Annotated in this window: 13 protein-coding genes and 2 pseudogenes; 7 read left to right on the top strand and 8 right to left on the bottom strand. The window is 74.5% G+C overall.

Annotated elements, in window-relative coordinates; all coding sequences use genetic code 11:
• Window positions 1–29: 29 nt before the first annotated feature.
• Window positions 30–797 carry a glycerophosphodiester phosphodiesterase family protein gene (locus tag AY578_RS04905; protein WP_019523692.1) on the bottom strand — a complete coding sequence of 256 codons (768 nt, stop codon included), beginning with the start codon at window positions 795–797 and terminating at the stop codon, window positions 30–32.
• A complete protein-coding gene (gene yczE / locus AY578_RS04900) occupies window positions 794–1,459 on the bottom strand; it encodes a membrane protein YczE (protein WP_136237597.1) in 666 nt (221 codons plus the stop codon). Before yczE ends, AY578_RS04905 begins: the two co-directional genes overlap by 4 nt.
• 100 nt (window positions 1,460–1,559) lie before the next feature.
• On the opposite strand from yczE, the gene AY578_RS04895 reads away from it, so the two are divergent.
• The gene (locus tag AY578_RS04895; RefSeq protein ID WP_026243661.1) at window positions 1,560–3,059 is read left to right on the top strand and encodes an SCO1417 family PLP biosynthesis transcription factor; all 1,500 of its coding nucleotides are present in this window, start codon (window positions 1,560–1,562) and stop codon (window positions 3,057–3,059) included.
• A gap of 316 nt (window positions 3,060–3,375) precedes the next feature.
• On the opposite strand, the gene AY578_RS04890 is transcribed toward AY578_RS04895, so the two are convergent.
• Together AY578_RS04890 and AY578_RS04885 are read right to left on the bottom strand one after the other, a co-directional pair.
• Entirely contained in the window at window positions 3,376–5,040 is a 1,665-nt protein-coding gene (locus tag AY578_RS04890) for a P-loop NTPase family protein (protein WP_019526466.1), read from the bottom strand.
• A gap of 49 nt (window positions 5,041–5,089) precedes the next feature.
• Complete coding sequence (locus AY578_RS04885) at window positions 5,090–5,284, bottom strand: hypothetical protein (protein ID WP_019526465.1); 195 nt, start codon at window positions 5,282–5,284, stop codon at window positions 5,090–5,092.
• 259 nt (window positions 5,285–5,543) lie between these two features.
• Between AY578_RS04885 and AY578_RS04880 the strand changes: the two genes are divergently transcribed.
• Both AY578_RS04880 and AY578_RS04875 read left to right on the top strand, forming a co-directional pair.
• Window positions 5,544–5,936, top strand: a complete 393-nt coding sequence (locus tag AY578_RS04880; protein ID WP_020700190.1) for an ankyrin repeat domain-containing protein — start codon at window positions 5,544–5,546, stop codon at window positions 5,934–5,936.
• 300 nt (window positions 5,937–6,236) lie between these two features.
• Complete coding sequence (locus AY578_RS04875; protein WP_161108439.1) at window positions 6,237–7,655, top strand: HEAT repeat domain-containing protein; 1,419 nt, start codon at window positions 6,237–6,239, stop codon at window positions 7,653–7,655.
• 220 nt (window positions 7,656–7,875) lie between these two features.
• Here the strand turns inward: AY578_RS04875 and AY578_RS04870 are convergent, their stop codons facing one another.
• The 4 genes and pseudogenes from AY578_RS04870 to AY578_RS04855 form a co-directional block, all read right to left on the bottom strand.
• Window positions 7,876–8,754 carry a 5-oxoprolinase subunit C family protein gene (locus AY578_RS04870; protein ID WP_019526462.1) on the bottom strand — a complete coding sequence of 293 codons (879 nt, stop codon included), beginning with the start codon at window positions 8,752–8,754 and terminating at the stop codon, window positions 7,876–7,878.
• An 80-nt stretch (window positions 8,755–8,834) separates the two neighbouring features.
• A pseudogene (locus AY578_RS04865) lies at window positions 8,835–8,927 on the bottom strand (LamB/YcsF family protein); the annotation flags it as partial.
• A gap of 36 nt (window positions 8,928–8,963) precedes the next feature.
• Complete coding sequence (locus tag AY578_RS04860) at window positions 8,964–9,809, bottom strand: putative hydro-lyase (protein ID WP_199781977.1); 846 nt, start codon at window positions 9,807–9,809, stop codon at window positions 8,964–8,966.
• Window positions 9,806–11,128, bottom strand: coding sequence for an MFS transporter (locus AY578_RS04855; protein WP_258902111.1), 1,323 nt, complete (start codon window positions 11,126–11,128; stop codon window positions 9,806–9,808). The genes AY578_RS04860 and AY578_RS04855 overlap by 4 nt, the downstream gene beginning before the upstream one ends.
• Window positions 11,129–11,264: 136 nt before the next feature.
• On the opposite strand from AY578_RS04855, the gene AY578_RS04850 reads away from it, so the two are divergent.
• The 4 genes and pseudogenes from AY578_RS04850 to AY578_RS04835 all read left to right on the top strand — a co-directional run bounded on the left by AY578_RS04850 (window position 11,265) and on the right by AY578_RS04835 (window position 19,122).
• On the top strand, window positions 11,265–11,960 hold the full coding sequence (locus AY578_RS04850) for a GntR family transcriptional regulator (RefSeq protein WP_019526458.1): 696 nt from the start codon (window positions 11,265–11,267) through the stop codon (window positions 11,958–11,960).
• Between the two features lie 103 nt (window positions 11,961–12,063).
• Window positions 12,064–13,590, top strand: a complete 1,527-nt coding sequence (locus tag AY578_RS04845) for a hypothetical protein (RefSeq protein WP_019526457.1) — start codon at window positions 12,064–12,066, stop codon at window positions 13,588–13,590.
• 79 nt (window positions 13,591–13,669) lie between these two features.
• Window positions 13,670–14,551 (top strand): hypothetical protein, encoded by an 882-nt coding sequence (locus AY578_RS04840; RefSeq protein ID WP_019526456.1) that lies wholly within the window; start codon window positions 13,670–13,672, stop codon window positions 14,549–14,551.
• A 33-nt stretch (window positions 14,552–14,584) separates the two neighbouring features.
• A pseudogene (locus tag AY578_RS04835) lies at window positions 14,585–19,122 on the top strand (hypothetical protein).
• The last annotated feature ends 30 nt before the right edge of the window (window positions 19,123–19,152 follow it).

Genomic DNA, 19,152 nt, shown 5'->3' with positions numbered 1-19,152 from the left:
GCGCCGAGGCGACGGGGGCTGCGGGGGTCTCAGACCCAGGTGCCGCGGTCCTCCATGACCTTGCGCAGTGTGTCGATGTGATCGGTCATGATGCCATCCACTCCCAGGTCGAGGAGCCGGTGCATGCGTTGCGGTTCGTTCACGGTCCACACGTGGACCTGGAGACCGCGCGCGTGGGCGGTCCGCACGAACCGCTCGTCGACCACGCGGACGCCTGACTGCTCCTCGGGCACCTGGGCGGCGACGGCCGACCGGCGCAGCGGGGCCGGGAGTCCCCAGGACCTCAGCCGCAGGCCGAGCACACCCCGCGTCCCGAACGACGTGGCGAGCCGCGGCCCGGCCAGCCGCTGGGCGCGCACCACGCGCGCCTCCGAGAAGGACCCGACGCAGATCCGGTCCCAGGCGGCGGTGCGTCCGACCAGGTCCAGCAGGGGGAGCAGCGCCGGTTCGGCCTTCACATCCACGTTCCAGCGGACCTCGGGGAAGGCCTCCAGCAGCTCCTCGAACAGCGGGACCGGCTCCTGGCCGGCCACCCGCGCCCGCGCCACCTCCGCCCAGGGCAGGTCGGCGATCCGGCCCGCACCGTCCGTCACCCGGTCCAGGGTGTCGTCGTGGAAGGCGACGAGCCGGCCGTCGCGCGTGGCATGGACGTCGGTCTCGATGTACCGGTAGCCCGCCTCGACGGCGCTCCGGAACTGCCGGACGGTGTTCTCCAGACCGTCCGCCGCTCCGCCGCGGTGGGCGAAGGCGATTGGGCCGGGATGGTCGAGGTAGGGGTGGCGTATCCGCGGGGTCACGACCGCAGTATCGCCCGCCGGGGTGTCCGCCCCGCAACGACGGTGCTGCCCTCGCCCGCGACGGGGACGGCGAAGACGCGCAGGAACAGCTGGGCGAACGGGCCGATGGCCACCGCGTAGAGCAGGGTGCCGACGCCGACCGTGCCGCCCAGCAGGAAGCCGGTGACCACCACGGTGATCTCGATGGCCGTGCGGACCAGACGCACCGACACGCCCGTGCGCCGGTTCAGGCCGGTCATCAGCCCGTCGCGCGGCCCCGGACCGAACCGGGCCGCGATGTACAGCCCGGTCGCCGCGCCGTTCAGCACGATCCCCGACACCATCAGCGCCACCCGCACCGCCATGTTGTGCGCGTCCGGCACCACGGCCAGGGTCGCGTCCATCGCCACGCCGATCACCAGCACGTTGGAGACCGTGCCGAGCCCCGGGCGCTGCCGCAGCGGGATCCACAGCAGCAGGATCAGCGCGCCCAGCGCGGTCAGCACCACGCCCATGGACAGCCCGGTGCGCTCGGACAGGCCCTGGTGCAGGACGTTCCACGGCTCCAGCCCGAGACCGGACCGCACCAGCAGCGCCGAACTCGCCCCGTACAGGGCCAGACCCGCGTAGAGCTGGAAGAGCCGCCGTACGAGATGGCGCTCGCCGAGCGCGTTTCTGGCCAAGAGGTGCCCCCTGTTGGTGGAAGTGGACCGTCGCGTGTCACCCTGGAGCCTGACTGGTCATGCCATCCATGGCCAATCCGGGGAAGGTGGACTGATTCCTATGGCGCAGTGGACTTCCGCAGTGGGTGCCGCCCAGCTGGCCCGGCTGCTCGGCTCCCAGCAGGACCGCCCGGCGGGGCCCGGCACCCGGCGACCGCCCGCCTACCGCGCCCTCGCCGACGGCATCCGGCTGCTGGTGCTCGAAGGCCGGGTGCCGGTCGCCGCGCGGCTGCCCGCCGAGCGGGAACTCGCCCTCGCCCTGTCCGTCAGCCGCACCACCGTCGCCGCCGCCTACGAGGCGCTGCGCGGCGAGGGCTTCCTCGAGTCACGGCGCGGCGCCGGAAGCTGGACCGCCGTCCCCGCGGGGAATCCGGTGCCGGCGCGCGGCCTGGAGCCGCTGCCGCCCGAGGCGCTCGGCTCCATGATCGACCTGGGCTGCGCCGCCCTGCCCGCCCCCGAGCCGTGGCTCACCCGCGCCGTCCAGGGCGCGCTGGAGGAACTGCCGCCCTACGCGCACACCCACGGCGACTATCCGGCGGGCCTGCCCGCGCTGCGCGCGATGATCGCCGACCGCTACACCCAGCGGGGCATCGCCACCATGCCCGAGCAGATCATGGTCACCACCGGCGCGATGGGCGCCATCGACGCCATCTGCCATCTCTTCGGCGGACGCGGCGAGCGCATCGCCGTGGAGTCGCCCTCCTACGCCAACATTCTCCAGCTGATGCGGGAGGCCGGCGCCCGTCTCGTTCCCGTCGCCATGGCCGAGGGCCTCACGGGGTGGGACCTCGACCGCTGGCGCCAGGTGCTGCGGGAGGCCGCGCCGCGCATCGCGTACGTGGTCGCCGACTTCCACAACCCCACGGGGGCCCTCGCCGACGACGACCAGCGGCGCCGGCTCGTCGACGCGGCCCGCTCGGCGGGGACGGTGCTGGTCGCCGACGAGACGATGAGCGAGCTGTGGCTCGACGAGGACGTGGAGATGCCGCGGCCGGTGTGCGCGTTCGACCCGGCGGGGTCCACCGTCATCACCGTCGGCTCGGCGAGCAAGGCGTTCTGGGCGGGGATGCGGATCGGGTGGGTGCGGGCGGCGCCGGACGTGATCCGCAGCCTGGTCGCTGCGCGGGCCTACGCCGACCTCGGTACGCCCGTGCTGGAACAGCTCGCCGTGAACTGGCTGTTCGGCACGGGCGGCTGGGAGGAGGCGGTCGAACTGCGCCGCGTGCAGGCCCGGCAGAACCGGGACGAACTCGTGGGCGCGGTGCGGCGGGAGCTGCCCGGCTGGGAGTTCGAGGTACCCCGCGGCGGCCTCACCCTCTGGGTCCGCACGGGCGGCCTGTCGGGGTCGCGGCTCGCGGAGGCGGGGGAGCGGGTGGGGGTCCGCGTCCCGTCCGGACCCCGCTTCGGGGTGGACGGCGCGTTCGAGGGCTATGTGCGGCTGCCGTTCACGGTGGGGGGCGCGGTGGCGGAGGAAGCGGCGGGACGCCTGGCGGCGGCGGCGCGGATCGTGGAAACGGGCGGCACATCAGGGGCGGAGGCCCCCCGCACATTCGTCGCGTGAGGACGACGCCCTCAAGGGGCGCGGGGAACTGCGCGCTCAGCCCCCGGCGGGCTGCACCGGCGTACGACGTTGCGAGGCACCCCCTTGGCCGGCAGGCACGGACCTGAAAGCGAGGCCCGCTTACGGCGCGCCCCAAGGGGCGCGGGGAACTGCGCGACCAGCCCCCGGCGGGCTGCACCCGGCGTACGAGGATGCGAGGCACCCTGTCAGCCGCAGGTACGGCTCGGAAGGTCACGCCCGTCGGTAGGGTGCCCGCCCGCGCTCACCCCTGCCGCCCCAGCGGCACGACTGCCCGCAGGCGGCGGCTGCGCGAGCGTCAGGACGACGACTCCGCCACCGCCGCCCCCTCGGAGGCCGGCTCCGACACCTCCGTCTCCGCCACAACCGCCGCCGCGACCTTCGCCGTCGCCGCCTTGTCCAGCCGCACAGCCTCCGGCACCGGACCCGGCTCCTCGTCCGCAGGCGTCGTGCGGGGCGGGAGGAGGTCCAGGACCGCCTGGCGGTGCGCCTCGCTGGTCGCGTCGTCGTAGGGGTCCGGCGTCGCCGGCACCTGGAGCCGGTGCACAGGCCCGGCGCCCAGCCGCGCGTACCCGCGCCCGGGCGGCATCTGGTCGATCCGCGTGGTGTGCGGCGGCGCCCCCAGCACGGCCTCCAGCTGCTCCGCCGTGGCGGGCCCGAGAACGACCCGCGCGCGCGTGTGCTGCCGTACCGGCGCGCTCAGCGCGTCGAGCCCGTCGAACTGCTCCGCGACCACCACGGTGACGTTCGCCGCCCGCCCGTGCCGCAGCGGCGCCAGCAGCAGGGACTGCGGATCCGTGCCGTCGTCCCCCGCCGCCAGGTGGGTGAAGACGCTCGGCCGGTCCAGCAGCAGCCACAGCGGCCGCTTCGTGTCCTCGGGCGGCGGATCACCCGCCTGGTGCGCCTTGCTCGCCGCGGCCAGCCGCCGCTCCGTCTCGGCGGCCGCCCACTCAAGACTCGTCACCGCCCCCGACAGGGCGCACTCGACGGCGAGCACACCGTCCCGCCCGGTGAGGCAGGCGTACTCGCCGGTCCCGCCGCCGTCGACGATCACCACGTCCCCGTGGTGCAGCGCCTGGAGGGCGATGGACCGCAGCAACGTGGAGGTGCCGCTCCCCGGCTGGCCGACGGCGAGCAGGTGCGGCTCGGTGGAGCGGACGCCGGTGCGCCACACGACCGGCGGGACGTCGGTCCGTTCCTCACCGTGCGCACCGTGGGTGAGCGGCAGCGTCCGCTGCACGCGCGTGGGGTCGGTGAAGCCCAGCACCGTCTCGCCGGGGGCCGTGACGAAGGGCTGCGCGGCGATGTCGGTGGGCAGCGGGGCGAGGACGCGGACGGTGAGCTGGTTGGCCTCCTCGTCCCACGAGAAGTGGTACTCCCGGCCGCGACCGCACTTGGCGCCGAGCAGATGCTCGATCCGCGCCCGGGACTCGGGCTCGGCGTCGGTGAAGTAGGCCGGGTAGGAGATCACCAGGTGCGCGAGACGGCCGTCGCCGTCGAAGTCGTACTCGGAGAAGACCTTCCCCCAGTCGCCGCCGCGGGCGTACAGCGGCTCGGGGTCGTCGCTCGCCGAGAAGTACGGCACCAGCGCCTCGTAGAGGGACTTCAGGCGCTGCACCTGGCCGGGGGCGGGTCCGGCGGGGGCCGCGGGCGTACGGTCCCGGCCGTGCCAGGCCGCCGCCGCCATCAGGGCGACGACGGCGAGCAGCGGGCCGTACGGCGCGAGCGCCACGGCCAGCAGCACCGCCGCCACACCGAAGAGCAGCGCGCCCCGCCGGTCCTTCGGTGTGTCGGCCCACCTGCGCCGTCCGGCCGAGGCCAGCCGGCGCAGCCCGCGCGTGATGGTGATCAGCGGGTGGAGGACGTCCGTGGCGCTGTCGGCCGCCGTCCTGGCCAGCTCCCGGCTCCGGGCGAGCTGGGCGCTGCCGTTGCTGAGGATGCGGGGAAGGGGACGCCGGGCCACTACTGTCTCCAGAGGGTGCGTACGGGCGGGCGGGGCGTGGTCGGACGGGTCAGAACTTGAACCCGCCCAGGAGGCCGGCGAGGCTCTCGCCGCCCGCCTTGATGCTCGGCGCGATGGCCGTGCTGGCCAGATAGAAGCCGAACAGCATCGCCACCAGTGCGTGCGACAGCTTCAGTCCGTCCTTGCGGAAGAAGATGAAGACGACGACGCCGAGCAGCACCACGCATGAGATCGAGATGATCATGTGAGTTCTCCTGGTTCACGGGGGCAGTCACCATGAGTACTTCCCTGATCACAGCATGTGTCTATACGATAAAAGGTGCAACTGGGTGGATATCCGCCCCGAATGCCGGGCGGTGTCCCGCGGTGATCATTACCGCGGCCGTGTCGGCTCATGTGCCGCCCGAGCCAGTACCCTGGCGATTCACCCGTACGGCTGCCCCACGTGCAGACGTACGCCCTGTTCCCGATGTGTGACCCGTGCAGTGAGAGGCGGTCCGGCGATGAGTGAAGCCCCCGACCCTGAGGTCGTGGAGCTCGCGACCAAGATCTTCGACCTGGCCCGGCGGGGCCGCACCGAGGAACTCGTGGCCTACGTCGACGCGGGCGTCCCCGCCGACCTCACCAACGACCGCGGCGACTCCCTCGTGATGCTCGCCGCCTACCACGGCCACGCCGACGCGGTGCGCGCCCTGCTCGCCCGCGGCGCCGACGCCGACCGCGTCAACGACCGCGGCCAGACGCCACTCGCGGGAGCGGTCTTCAAGGGCGAGACCGACGTCGTCAAGGCTCTTCTGGAGGGCGGCGCCGACCCCGCCGCGGGCACCCCGTCGGCCGTCGACACGGCCAGGATGTTCGCCCGCACGGAGCTGCTCGAGCTGTTCGGCGAGAGCTGAGCGACTCCGCTCCGACCAGCGACGACACGGAAAACGGGGGAGGCGGTACCGGGTCGCCGAAATACGGTCGCGGCAGATGTGACCGCCGGGTCATCATGACGACGTGATTCACGGACGCGACGGCTGGGCAGGTGTTGCCGCACCGCGCGGGCCGTGACGCGGTCCGCATGGGCCACCGACGAGAGGCAGAGAGAGATGGTCTACAACAAGCAGGAAACGGCGGGCGCCCCGACGTGTCGTCACGCGGCCAGGTAATCCACACTCCCGGTTGCGTCGACGCTTGATGTGAGGCTGTTTCCCATGTTCGATCCGGTCATAGCGCCCAGCGGTACGCTGCTCGGCCTGCTCCAGCGGGGCCGCGGCGACGGCACACTGCACGCGCTCACCGCCCCGCGCTCCGAGGCGCTCGCGGCGCTGAACCACTGTGTGCTGCGCGACCCGCGCCACGACTGGCAGGTGGAGAACCGCTCCCTGTACTACGCCCGCCTCTACCTCGACCTGCACGGCGGACTCGAGGCGATCGAGGCGCACCTCTTCGACCCCGAGGACATCCTCGACACCGACGAGTCACGCACCGGGCTCGCCCTCGCCGTCCTGGGCCACCTCGCCTCCTACGGCAGGCAGGACGCCCTGCACCTGTTGCGCAGGTACGCCGCCCAGGGCAGCAACTGGGCCTGGGCCCTCGACGAACTCGCCCTGCGCGACGACGACGCCGGCCTGCGCTCCCTCGCCGCCCCGGTGCTCGCGCGGTTCGCCACCGACGCCGAGGGCGAGGCCGAACTGGCCGCGACCGTGCGGGACGCCTTCGAACCCCGTCCCTGGCGGCTGTGGGCCGACGACCCGCGCCCCGCCGTCGCCACGCGCGTGCGGGCCGCCCAGGAGGCCGGCTCCTTCGACCGCTGGCAACGGCAGATGCGGCCGGCCGGGCCCCGCCCCGGCTGGAGCGTCCAGGCCGTGTTCGACTGGGCCCAGCAGGGCATGGACCGCGGCGCCGCCCTCCACGTGCCGGCCGCCCGCTGCCTCTCCGCCGTGGCGGGGCCCGAGGACCGCGCGGAGATCGTCCGGGCCGCCTGGGACGGCTCCGACGGAGCCCGCTGCACGGCCTTGCGCTACCTCGCCGACACCGCCGATCCCGACGCCCTCGACCTGATCGAGGCCGCGGCGACCGACGGTTCGACCGCCGTCGTGGACGCCGCCGTCGACGCCTTCGAACGCATGCGCAGTGTGGCCGCCGTCGACCGGGCGCGCGGCTGGGCCCGTCGGCCCGACGCGCTCGGCGAGGCCGCCGCCCGCGTCCTCGCCTGCCGGGGCGCCACCCGCGACCGCGACCTGGTCCTCGCGGCGCTCCGTGAGGCCGTACGGGGCGAAGGTCCCGACGCGACGACCCTGTGGACGCTCGTCGACGGCGCCGGACGCCTCGGCATCGTCTGCGCCGCACCCGTCCTGCGGCACATCTACCGCGAGACCGCCTCCTCCCACCTCCGCGGCCGTGCGGCCCGTGCCCTCGCCGCCACCGACCCGTCCTTCCCCACGGGCTTCGCCGTCGAATGCCTCTGGGACTGCGAGGAGAGCACCCGCGAGATCGCGGCCCGCCATGCCGAGACGGGGGACGCGCGCGTGGTGGACCGCCTCCGCCGCCTGGCCGCCGACCCGGCGGAGGAGGCGGAGGTCCAGACAGCGGTCCGCAGCAGAATCGGCCCGGAGGGCACCGCTGTATAACCCCGGGGCTCCGCCCCGGACCCCGCTCCTCGAACGCCGGAGGGGCTGGAATGCCCGAGCTGTGGCCCCGAAGCCCGTCCCCCGGTGACGAGGGAAGCGCCCGGCAGGACGATCTCAGCCCGTCCGGCGTTTGAGGACGAGGCCCGTCAGGGCCGACAAGGGGGGCTGGGGCGCAGCCCCAGGGACGGGACGGGAAGGGGCGGCGGGGGCGAGACAAACCTCAGAAACCCCCACGCCCCCGCACCCCGACGAACCGCACCGGCGTCCCCGGCCGAGCCTGCCCCGCCGCCGGCAGATCCGCCGCGTGCACCACACCGATCACCGGATACCCCCCGGTCGTCGGATGATCGGCGAGAAAGATCACCGGCATCCCCGCCGGAGGCACCTGCACCGCCCCCCACACCATCCCCTCACTCGGCAGCTCCTCCCCTCGAGCCCGCTCCAGCACCGGCCCCGTCGTCCGCACCCCGATCCGATTACTCGCCGGCGAGACCTGGAACACCCCCGACACAAACCGCCGCACGGCCCCCGCCGTGAACCAGTCGTCCCGCGGACCAAGAGCGACCCGCAGCACCAGCTCCGCCGGCGGCCCCGCCTGCGGAGCCACATCCACGCGCGCGTGCACCCCCGTAGGCGCCCCCAGCGGCAGCACCGCCCCGTCCGTCAACGGCGCGGGCCCCAGCCCGGACAACAGATCCGTGGACCGGCTTCCCAGCACCGGCTCGACGGTCACCCCGCCGGACACGGCGACATACGCCCGTACCCCCAGCACCGCGGGCCCGACGTCCAGCACGCCCCCCGCCCGCACCCGCACCGGCGCCCCCCACGCCGCAGGACGCCCGTCCACCGTCACCCGGCACGGCGCCCCGGTCACCGCCACCGTGACGTCCGACCGCGGCCGCAGGGAGCACCCGTCGAGAGTGGTCTCCAGGACGGCCGCGTCCGGCCCGTTGCCCACCAGCCGGTTGGCGAGCGCGGCGGCGGGGCCGTCCAGCGCGCCCGAGCGGGGCACGCCCAGGTGGGCGTGGCCGGGCCGGCCGCGGTCCTGAACGGTCGTCAGGGCGCCCGCCCGGACGACGGAGAGCGCGCGGTCCGTCATGTCCCTGGCCCCGTCGCGAAAACCGGGACGAACCGCACGCGCGTGCCCGGTGAGAGCAGCGCGGCCGGCTCCCGGGTGTGGTTGGTCACCACCGAAAGGAGACGCTCGTCGTCGGTGAGCCTCCAGTGGCCGAAGCCCTCGCCGAGCTCGGCGTTCAGATCGATCGAGGTCATGAATCCTTCGTTTCCTCATGCGGACAAGGGCGCCCGTCAGACCACGCGGAACTGCGCGTCCCGGGCGTCGCCGACGAACATCCGGCCCGGAGCGTGGGTGAGGGCGAACGGCGGCCGGGACGCCATGACCGCCGCCTGCGGAGTGACCCCGCACGCCCAGAACACCGGGATGTCGTCCGGCGCGGGCTCCACCCGGTCGCCGAAGTCCGGGCGGTCCAGGTCCTCGATGCCCAGCGCGGACGGGTCGCCGCAGTGCACCGGGGCGCCGTGCACGGCCGGCATCAGACCGCTCTCCCGGATGGCGGCGTCGAGGTGCTCCGGGGGCACCGGGCGCATCGACACCACCATCGGGCCGCTCAGCCGCCCCGCCGGACGGCACTGCCACGTCGTCCGGTACATCGGGACGTTCCGGCCCTGCTCGACATGGCGCAGCGGCACCCCGGCCGCCGCGATCGCCCACTCGAAGGTGAAGCTGCAGCCGATGAGGAACGACACCAGGTCGTCCCGCCAGTACGCCCGCACGTCCGTCGGCTCGTCCACCAGCTCCCCGTCCTCCCACACCCGGTAGCGCGGCAGATCGGTGCGCAGGTCGGCGTCGGAGGCGAGCACGGTGGACGTCGAACCGGCGTCGGTGACGTCGAGGAGGGGGCACGCGCGCGGGTTGCGCTGGCAGAACAGCAGCATGTCGTACGCCCAGTCGACGGGCACGGAGACCAGGTTGGCCTGGGCGTACCCGGCGGCCACGCCCGCTGTGGGGATCGCCAGGCCCTCCCGGAAGCGGGCGCGGGCCGTCCGCGGGCTCCACGCGCGCGTGGTGTCGTCGGCGAGGACCACGGGGCGGTCGTCCACGGCGGTGCGGGCGCCGTCGTCGGAGGACGTCACTCCAGCTCCTTCCCTCGTGTCTCCGGCAGCCCGAGCAGCGCCAGCGCGGCCAGGCCGTAGCCGATCGCGCCGAAGACCAGCGCGCCGCCGACGCCCCAGCTGTCGGCGAGGAAGCCGACCGTGGTGGGGAAGACGGCGCCGACCGCGCGTCCGGTGTTGTAGGTGAAGCCCTGTCCGGTGCCGCGCACGGCCGTCGGGTACAGCTCGCTCAGATAGGAGCCGAATCCGCTGAAGATGGCCGACATGCAGAACCCGAGCGGGAAGCCGAGCACCAGGACCAGGGTGTTCGCGCCGCTCGGGATGTTCGTGTACGCGACGATGCACACCGCCGACAGCAGGGCGAACAGCCAGATGTTGCGCCGGCGGCCCAGCAGGTCGGTGAGGTGACCGCCCGTCAGATAGCCGATGAACGCGCCCGAGATGAGGAACGTGAGATAGCCGCCGGTGCCCACGACCGACAGGTCGCGCTCGCTCTTGAGGTAGGTCGGCACCCAGGTGGCGAGGGTGTAGTAGCCGCCCTGCACGCCCGTGGAGAGCAGCACCGCGAACGAAGTGGTGCGCAGCAGTCCGGGGGAGCCCTCATGGGACGGCCGGAAGATCGCCGCGAACGAGCCCTTGCTCGCGTTCTTCTCGCGCGCGGCGGCCGCCTCCGGCGCGTCCTGCACGCTGCGCCGCACCCACACCACGAGCAGCGCGGGCAGCGCGCCGGTCCAGAACATCACGCGCCAGGCCAGGTCGCCATCGACCAGAGAGAAGACCGCCGTGTAGACGATCACGGCCAGGGCCCAGCCCACGGCCCAGGCGCTCTGCACCGCGCCGAGCGTGCGGCCCCGGTGCTTGGCGCCGGCGTACTCGGCGACCAGGATCGCGCCGACCGCCCACTCGCCGCCGAAGCCCAGGCCCTGGAGGGCGCGGAAGACCAGCAGCGTCTCGTAGTCGGGGGCGAAACCGCAGGCCACGGTGAACACCGCGTAGGTGATGACGGTCAGCAGCAGCGCCTTGACCCGGCCGACGCGGTCCGCGAGGACGCCCGCGAGGGCGCCGCCGACCGCCGAGACGATCAGCGTCACGGTGGTCAGCAGCCCGGTCTGACCGCTGTTCAGACCGAAGTACGCGGACAGCGCCACCATCGTCAGCGGCAGCGTGAAGTAGTCGTACGAATCCAGGGCATAGCCGCCGAAAGCGCCGCCGAAGGCACGCCGGCCGCTCGGGCCGAGCGCGCGCAGCCAGCCGAACGCCCCGTCGTCGGAGGGAGATTCGGGCGTGACGGGGCGTGGGCTTCCGGTCAGGGCGCTCGGCGGTGGAGGAGTCGTGCTCATGGGCACCTCGCAGAGGGAGGACGGGGGTGCAGGGAAGGAATGAGCCGTGTCCAATGCCTCAGCAAGGTAGGGGATTGTTGAACGATCCTTCAATACCCATGTTGTGTCGTTCTTTCGTGTGCGCTTGAATTCCGGCATGGCAGAGCAGATGAGCGGACTGGCCGGGGACCGTGCCCTGCTGGGGAGGACCAGCACCGCCGAGCGCGTCGCGGACATCCTCAGGAGCCGCATCGCCGAGGGGTTCTTCCCGCCCGGCACCCGGCTCTCGGAGGACAGCATCGGCGGCGCCCTCGGGGTCTCCCGCAACACGCTGCGTGAGGCGTTCCGGCTGCTCACGCACGAACGGCTGCTCGTCCACGAGCTCAACCGGGGCGTGTTCGTACGGGTGCTGACCGTCGAGGACGTCGAGGACATCTACCGCACCCGCCGGCTCGTCGAGTGCGCCGTCGTCCGGGGGCTCGGCGAGCCGCCCTATGCCCTCGGCGGGCTCGCCGAGGCGGTCGGCGAGGGGCAGCGAGCGGCCCGCGAAGGTGACTGGAAAGCGGTGGGTACGGCCAACATCCACTTCCACCAGGAACTGGTCGCCCTGGCCTCCGGCGAGCGCACGGCCGAGCTGATGCGCAGCGTCTTCGCCGAACTCCGGCTCGCCTTCCACGTGGTGGACGAGCCGCAGCGGCTGCACGAGCCGTACATCGCCCGAAACGGGGAGATTCTCCAGGCTCTTGAGGCGGGCGACCGGAACGCGGCCGAACGCCTGCTCGCCGCCTACCTCGACGTGTCGCTGGAACGGGTGGTCGAGGTCTACCGGCGCCGCGTCGGCGACGGGGACTGAGACCGTACGGAACCGGGTCCCGCGGGCGGTCCGCAGGTCAGGGCGCCGGGGCGCAACTGCCTCGTTTGGGCCGTTGTCGGACCGAGGACCTAGTCTGTGCACCGTGACTTCGCCTGCATCGACGGACAGCGTTCCGCCCCAGCTCAGCGCGGGGCCGCGCCCCGCGCCGGGCCCGGCCGCCGACGAGGGGCTGGCGCGGCGGCTGCGCGCGCTCGCGTGCACCGCGCCGCTGCATGATCTGGACACCCGCAAGGCCAATCTCGCGGGCGAGTACTCGGTGTACGGCATGGCGGAGGTCGCGCTCGCCGCCATCGACCTGGTCACGCTGAACATGGACTTCGACACCGGCGCCGACCACGAGCAGATCGTCGCCCGGCTCCTCCCGCGCGTCGCCGCCCAGGCCCCGGACCGCCCCGCCGCCGAGCACGAGCGCGTGGCCCGCTGGGTCCTGGAGAACCTGATCAACGTCGGCAGCGTCGACCGCGGCTTCCGCGCGGTGTACGGCGTCTTCGGCCCGGACGGGACGTACGTCCGCCGCGACTACGACTTCAAGCTGATCGAGGAGGTCCCCGGCCCCGGCGGCACGGTGTACCTGCGCACCACTGACGAAGCGGTCAACGTCCTGGTCGGCGCCCTCGACACCGACGTCACCAGCGCCCAGATCGCCGCCGAGGTCAAGCTCGAGGTGCTGATCAGCCGGGGCAGGCTCGCCGACGCCCAGCTCGCCGCCGAGCAGGCCCGCTACCGCACGGTGCAGTACTCCGAGACCCTCCGCCGCGCCCTGGAGGCCACCCGGCGCAACGTCCGCGCGGTGGACTGGCTCAGCGCCGTGCCCGACATGATCGCCGAGGCCCTCGACCACGTCGCCGACCGCTACCGGCACGAGAACGCGATCCTCACCAACATCCGCAAGGCCCGCGACGAGTCCGAGGACCCCGAGCACAAGCGCCGCGCCGCCGAGCTGGTGGACATCGTCAAGGACTGCATCCGGCGCCACACCCAGCTGCAGTCCCGGCTCCTGGAGGCCGGGCCGCTGTTCCGCGCCGAGCAGGACCGGCAGGCCTTCGCCACGCCCGCCGCGGCCGCCGGCACCGACCTCTACGGCCAGCTCCTCTCCCCGCTGCTGCCGCTCCCCGTGGAGCAGGCGTCCCGCGTCACCGACGCGTTCTTCGCCCACGGCACCGGACTGCGCACACCCGTGTCCGTCCGGGTCGCGGACCTCGTCGAAATCCTGCTCACCCCGCCCGTTGAGCGCGAGCACCTCGGCGCCGAGATGCCCGAGCCCGACCTCATCGCCACGCCCGACGACAGCCGCTTCAGCGAGGCACAGCTCGCCGCCGCCACCGAGCTGCTGGACCTCCCGGCCGACGCGCCCCGCCGCCTGTCCGGACTGCTCGCCGAGGCCCGCCGCAAGGACCCCGAGCTGCCCTACCTGGTCGCCCTGCTGGCCGTCCACGCCGCCAGCCCGCCCGTCGGCACGGCCTACCGCCAGGGCGAGCGGAAGCTGCTGTTCGCCGTGGACGACGGCACCGAGCTCGACGACCCCGAGTTCGGCGGCGCCGACCTCATCGTGGGCACGGCCCTGCTGGACGCCGCGGGCATGGCCGCGGACCGCACGGAGGCCGCATGACCGCCACGCCCGTACCCCGCATCCGCCCGCGCCGACGCCACACCCCCGCAGACCCCGCCCGCACCGAGGAGCTCCGACCGTGACCGAGCACGCCGACTGGAGCGAGCCGGAGCCCGCCGCGACGCCGGCGAGCACCGCCGTCACGCCCGCCGACGCCGCCGACGCGGCCCGGCTCGTCGCCTTCGGCCTCCAGCCCAAGCTGCAGCCCGCCCGCGATCAGGAGTACGCCGACCTGCTGCGCCGCTACCGCGAGGACCCGTCGTTCGCGCGGCTCGCCGACGCCGTCGCCACCGGCCTCGGACTGATCGTGCTGGAGGTGTCCCCGCGCGCCGGCATGGCCGTCACCGCCGCCGAGGACTCCGTGTTCGCCGTCCGCATGGGCGACTACGCCCGCCGCGCCTCCGCCGACGGCGGCGACCGCTTCCTGCACGGCCTCGCCCACCTCGCCGTCGCCGCCATGGCCTTCCCCCGCCCCGAGGACCTCGCCGACGACGGCTACATCGGGCGCGTCACGGTCAACGGCGTCGACGCCTTCGTCCGCCAGGCCTGCCACCGCCTGGAGGAGCGGGCCGCCGAACAGGGCGAGAACACCGACCCGGCCACCGACGCCCCCGGACTCGAGGCCGCCTGGCGGATCTGGTCCCGGCGCAGCGCCACCGGCGCCACCAAGGACGCCCGCCGCCTGGCCGGCTCCACCACCGGCATCGTCGCCAAGGCCGTCTCCTTCCTCACCGACTCCGGCTTCCTCCAGCGCACCGGCGACGACAACGGCGGCACCTACCGCACCACCGCCCGCTACCAGCTCCAGGTCCGCGACATGGCGGGCAGCGCGGCCATGGCCGAACTGCTCGAACTCGGCGTCGTCCCCGTCACCGACGGCACCCCCACCCTGCTGCCGCCCGAGGACGGCGACGCCCTCGACCTGGTCGCCGACGCCGGCCTGCCCTTCCACTCCGCCTGACCCCCACCCCACGAAGCCTCACGAGAGTCCGCCATGTACGAGCTGTCCCGGGTCCGCCTCTACTCCATCGGACCGGCCGGCGCACGCTACGCCGACACCGTGCTCGACCTGCGCGGCGTCGGCGCCACCGTGCCGAACCCGGCGCCGACGCAGGCGGAGTTCTTCGCGGACGAGCCGGTCGGCCCGCCCCGCCGTCCCGCGCCCGCCGGCGTGCTCTTCCTGGAGAACGGCGGCGGCAAGTCCGTCCTGCTCAAGCTGATCTTCTCCGTGATGCTCCCGGGCCACCGCAACACCCTCGGCGGCGCCAGCTCCGGCGTGCTGCGCAAGTTCCTCCTCGCCGACGACTGCGGCCATGTGGCGCTCGAATGGCAGCACGTGCAGACCGGCGAGTGCGTCGTCGTCGGCAAGGTCAGCGAATGGCGGGGCCGTCAGGTCTCGGGCGACCCGCGGAAGTTCGCCGAGGCCTGGTACTCCTTCCGCCCCGGACCCGGCCTCAGCCTGGACAACCTCCCCGTCGCCGAGGCCACGTCCGTGCGCCCGCCCGCCGAGGGGCAGTCCGGTGCGCGCGGCCGGCGCCGCACCATGAAGGGCTTCCGTGACGCCCTCACCGAGGCGGGCAAGACCTACCCGCACCTGGAGGTGCACTGGGAGGAGATCCACGAGCGCTGGACCGAGCACCTCGGCGACCTCGGCCTCGACCCCGAACTCTTCCGCTACCAGCGGGAGATGAACGCCGACGAGGGCGAGGCCGCCGGCCTCTTCGCGGTGAAGAAGGACTCCGACTTCACCGACCTGCTGCTGCGCGCCGTCACCGACACCCGCGACACCGACGGACTCGCCGACCTGGTCAGCGGCTTCGGCAACAAGCTCGGCCGGCGCGCCGAACTCATCGCCGAACGCGACTTCACCGCAGGGTCGGTGGACCTCCTCGGCCGGATCGTCGAGGCCGCCGACACCCGCGCCCGCGCCCGCGAGATCCACGCCTCCGCGGAACGCCGCACCCGCACCCTCGCCCGCCGGCTGTCCGCGCGCGGCGCCCAGGAGCGCGAGCGCGCGGCCGACCTCGCCCACCGCGTCACCGCCGCCGCCCACGCCGTCACCCGGGCCGAGACCGCCCGCACCCACAGCGCGTCCATCGCCGCCGAACTCGCCTACCGGCACGCCTCGCTGGCACTCGCCGCCGCCGAGAAGTCCGCCGCCGCCCAGAAGCCTGCAGGCCGCCGAGTCGGTGCTGCGGCACCCGCCGCCGCCGACCGCGTCGCCAGGGTGTCCGCAGCCATCCAGGAGGCGAGCGGACGCCGCCCGGCCCTCGCCGCCCGCGCCAAGGCCGCCGTCGACCTGGTCCGCGCCCTGCACGGCGCCGCGCAGAACGCCGAAACCTCGCCAACGAGAGGAGAGGAGCGGTCCGCCGCCTCCAGGAGGTCGGCGACGGCGCCTACCGCGACTCCACCGCCGCCGCCACCGAGGCTCAGCGCGCCCGCAGCGAGATCGGCCATCTGCGCCAGCGGCTCGCCGAGGTCGAGCAGGAGACCGCCGAGGCCGTCCGCGCCGGCTGCTCGACGACAGTGCCCCCGACGCCGACCCGGCCCGCGCCGCCTCGCGGCCAGCGACGCCGAGAAGACCACGTCGCGCCCGGGACACCGCCGCGAGACCGCCCGCCGGGCACCGAACACGCGGCGCGCCGCCGCCGAGAGCCGCGCCAACTCACCGCCGCCCGCCGCCGACGCGGCACGGCCGCCGAGCGCGCCACGAGGGCGAGCGCCGCACCGCCGAAAGCCTCGCCGCCGAACAGCGCCTCGCGGAACTGCTCGGCCTGCCCGCGCCTCCGGCAAGCGCAGACCGCCGTACCAGGGCAGCGCACGACTCCGGCGGAGCGACGACGGCCCCGCGAGGGCGGGCTGACCGCGGAGGAACTCGACCGGTACGCCGACGAGTTGCGTGAACTGCTCGACGACGCCGTGTCCTCCGCCGAAGCGCCAGCTGTTCGAGCTGCGCACCGCCGCCGCGGACGACGCCCGCATCCTCGGCCCTCGGCGACGGCGGGCTGCTGCCGCCCGGCCCGACGTCCTCGCCACCGTCGAGTTCCTCGGTGAGCACGGCATCCCGCCCTCCCCGGCTGGCGTTACCTCGCCCAGGCCGTGGCCCGCCGACCAGCGCGCGTCCTGGCGCGCCCCGAGCTGGTCGACGGCGTCATCACCGACCCCGACTCCCACGTCCGCGCCCGAGGCCTGAGCGGCGCCGCGCTGCTGCCCGGTCCGCCGTCGCCGTCGGCACGGCCGCCGCGCTGCTCGCGCCCACGCCCGGTCCGACTCCGGCGACGTGTTCCTCGTACCGCCGAACCCGGCCATGCACGACGAGCACGCCGCGACGAGGAGCGGCAGGCGCTGCGCGCCGCGCCACCGAGCGGGACGAGGAGATCCGCGCCCTCGCCGCCCGGCTCGGCAAGGACCGCGAACTCGCCGCACGGCTCGCCCTCCTGGCGCACCGGCTGCCCGCCGGACGCCTCGCCGAACCTGGCCGCGACGGCCGAGCAGGCACGGCGTTCGCCGAGGAGGCCGAGGCCGAGCTGGCCGAGGCGCGCAGCCTCGGGCGGAGGCCGAGGAGGCGGCCGCGGCGGGTCCGGGTCCGCGACGAACGGCAGGAGGCCCCCAGAGGGCGCGACGCGCGCCGACGCCCTCGCCGGACTTGCCTTCCGGCTGCGGGAACGCGCCGGCTGGCAGGCCAAGCTGCGCGAACTGGCCGACGACGCCGCCGAGGCGGAGGCCCGCGCCAGTCCTGCCTGGAGCGCGCCCGCGCCGCGACGAGGACCGGCGCGCGCCCAGCGCGCCGCCGACGACGCCCGCCGCACCGCCCGCACCCTGCGCGCCGAACGCTCCGAGATCGCCGGCGCCCCCGACGACCTGCCGGAGGACGGCGACGGCGCCCCGCAGGCGTCCCTGCCCGCCCTGCGCGAGGCCTACCGGGCCGCGTCCCAGGTGTACGAGAAGGTCGGCGTCGGCGCCGACCTGCGCGCCGAGCAGGCCCGCGCGGAGAGCGACGAGAGCGCCACCCGCGCCGAGCTGGACCGGCTCAGCAACAAGGTCCGCACCCGCGCCGAGCAGCTGCTCCAGTCGCCCGACGGCTCCGACGGGCCCAGCCGGCAGGCCGCCGCCGCCCGCGCCGAGGAGCTGGTGCAGCTCCTGGAGACCCGCATGTCCGGCGCGAGCGAGCAGCTCGGCCGGCTCCGCGGCGAGGCCGAGCGCCTCGCCCCCGCCGACGGCGAGGCGCACACCGACCTGCCCGAGGAACTGGTCCCGCGCGACGCCGAGCACGCCCAGGCGCTCCTGCGCACGGCCACCGGCGAACTCGCCACCCGCGAAGAGGAGCTGGCCCAGGCCCGGGAGGCGCACGCCGAGCTGCTCGCCGCGCACCGGGCCGCCGAGGACGCGGCCGGCGGCTTCGACGAGATCGCCGCCATGCTCCGCGACCTGCTGCGCGAGCACGCCACGGAGGAGGAGCAGGAGCGGCCCGAACCGTACCCGGGAGACCTGGACGACGCCCGGCGGTCCGCCGCCGAGGCGCGCCGCTCGCTGCGCGGCTGCGCCGCCGACCTGTCCGCCGCCGAGGCCGCCGTACGCGAGGCGAGCGACGTGCTGGTGCGGCACGCCAACTCCACCCGCTACGAGCAGGTGCGCACGCCTGCCCGCCAGCAGATCCGTGAACTGCCCGCCTCCGCGCTGCCGGAGCACGCCAAGAAGTGGGCCGACGCCTTCGCGCCCCGGCTGCGGGTCCTCACGGACGAGCTGGAGCAGCTGGAGCGCAACCGCGACTCGATCGTGGACCGGCTGCGCGGCCTGGTCGAGTCCGCCCTCGCCACCCTGCGCTCCGCCCAGCGGCTGTCCCGGCTGCCGGAGGGCCTGGGGGAGTGGTCCGGGCAGGAGTTCCTGCGCATCCGCTTCGAGGAGCCCGACCAGGCCACGCTCACCGAGCGGCTCGGCGAGGTCATCGACGAGGCCACCCGCGCGGCCGTCAAGAAGAACTCCGACCTGCGGCGCGACGGCATGTCCCTGCTGCTGCGCGGCGTCGGCGCCGCCCTGAGGCCCAAGGGCGTGGCGGTCGAGATCCTCAAGCCGGACGCGGTGCTGCGCGCCGAGCGGGTGCCGGTCGGGCAGATGGGCGACGTGTTCTCCGGCGGGCAGCTGCTCACCGCGGCCATCGCCCTGTACTGCACGATGGCCGCGCTGCGCTCCAACGACCGGGGCCGCGACAAGCACCGGCACGCCGGCACGCTGTTCCTCGACAACCCCATCGGCCGGGCCAACGCGACCTATCTGCTGGAGCTCCAGCGGGCGGTCGCCGACGCGCTCGGCGTCCAGCTGCTGTACACCACGGGCCTGTTCGACACCACGGCCCTGGCCGAGTTCCCCCTGGTCATCCGGCTCCGGAACGACGCGGACCTGCGGGCGGGCCTGAAGTACATCAGCGTGGAGGAACACCTCCGCCCGGGCCTGCCCCAGCCGGACCCGGGCGAGGAGACCCACAGCGAGATCACGGCGACACGGATGTTCAAGCGGCCGGCGGCGACGAGCTAGGTGTGCTGACCGGGCAGGTTGGTGACGCGC

Origin of the sequence: Streptomyces thermocarboxydus, from assembly GCF_024760485.1 — a bacterium.
Classification (GTDB): Bacteria; Actinomycetota; Actinomycetes; order Streptomycetales; family Streptomycetaceae; genus Streptomyces; species Streptomyces cellulosae.
Note: the sequence above shows the minus strand (reverse complement) of the source record. Positions and strands in the feature narration are given on the sequence as shown.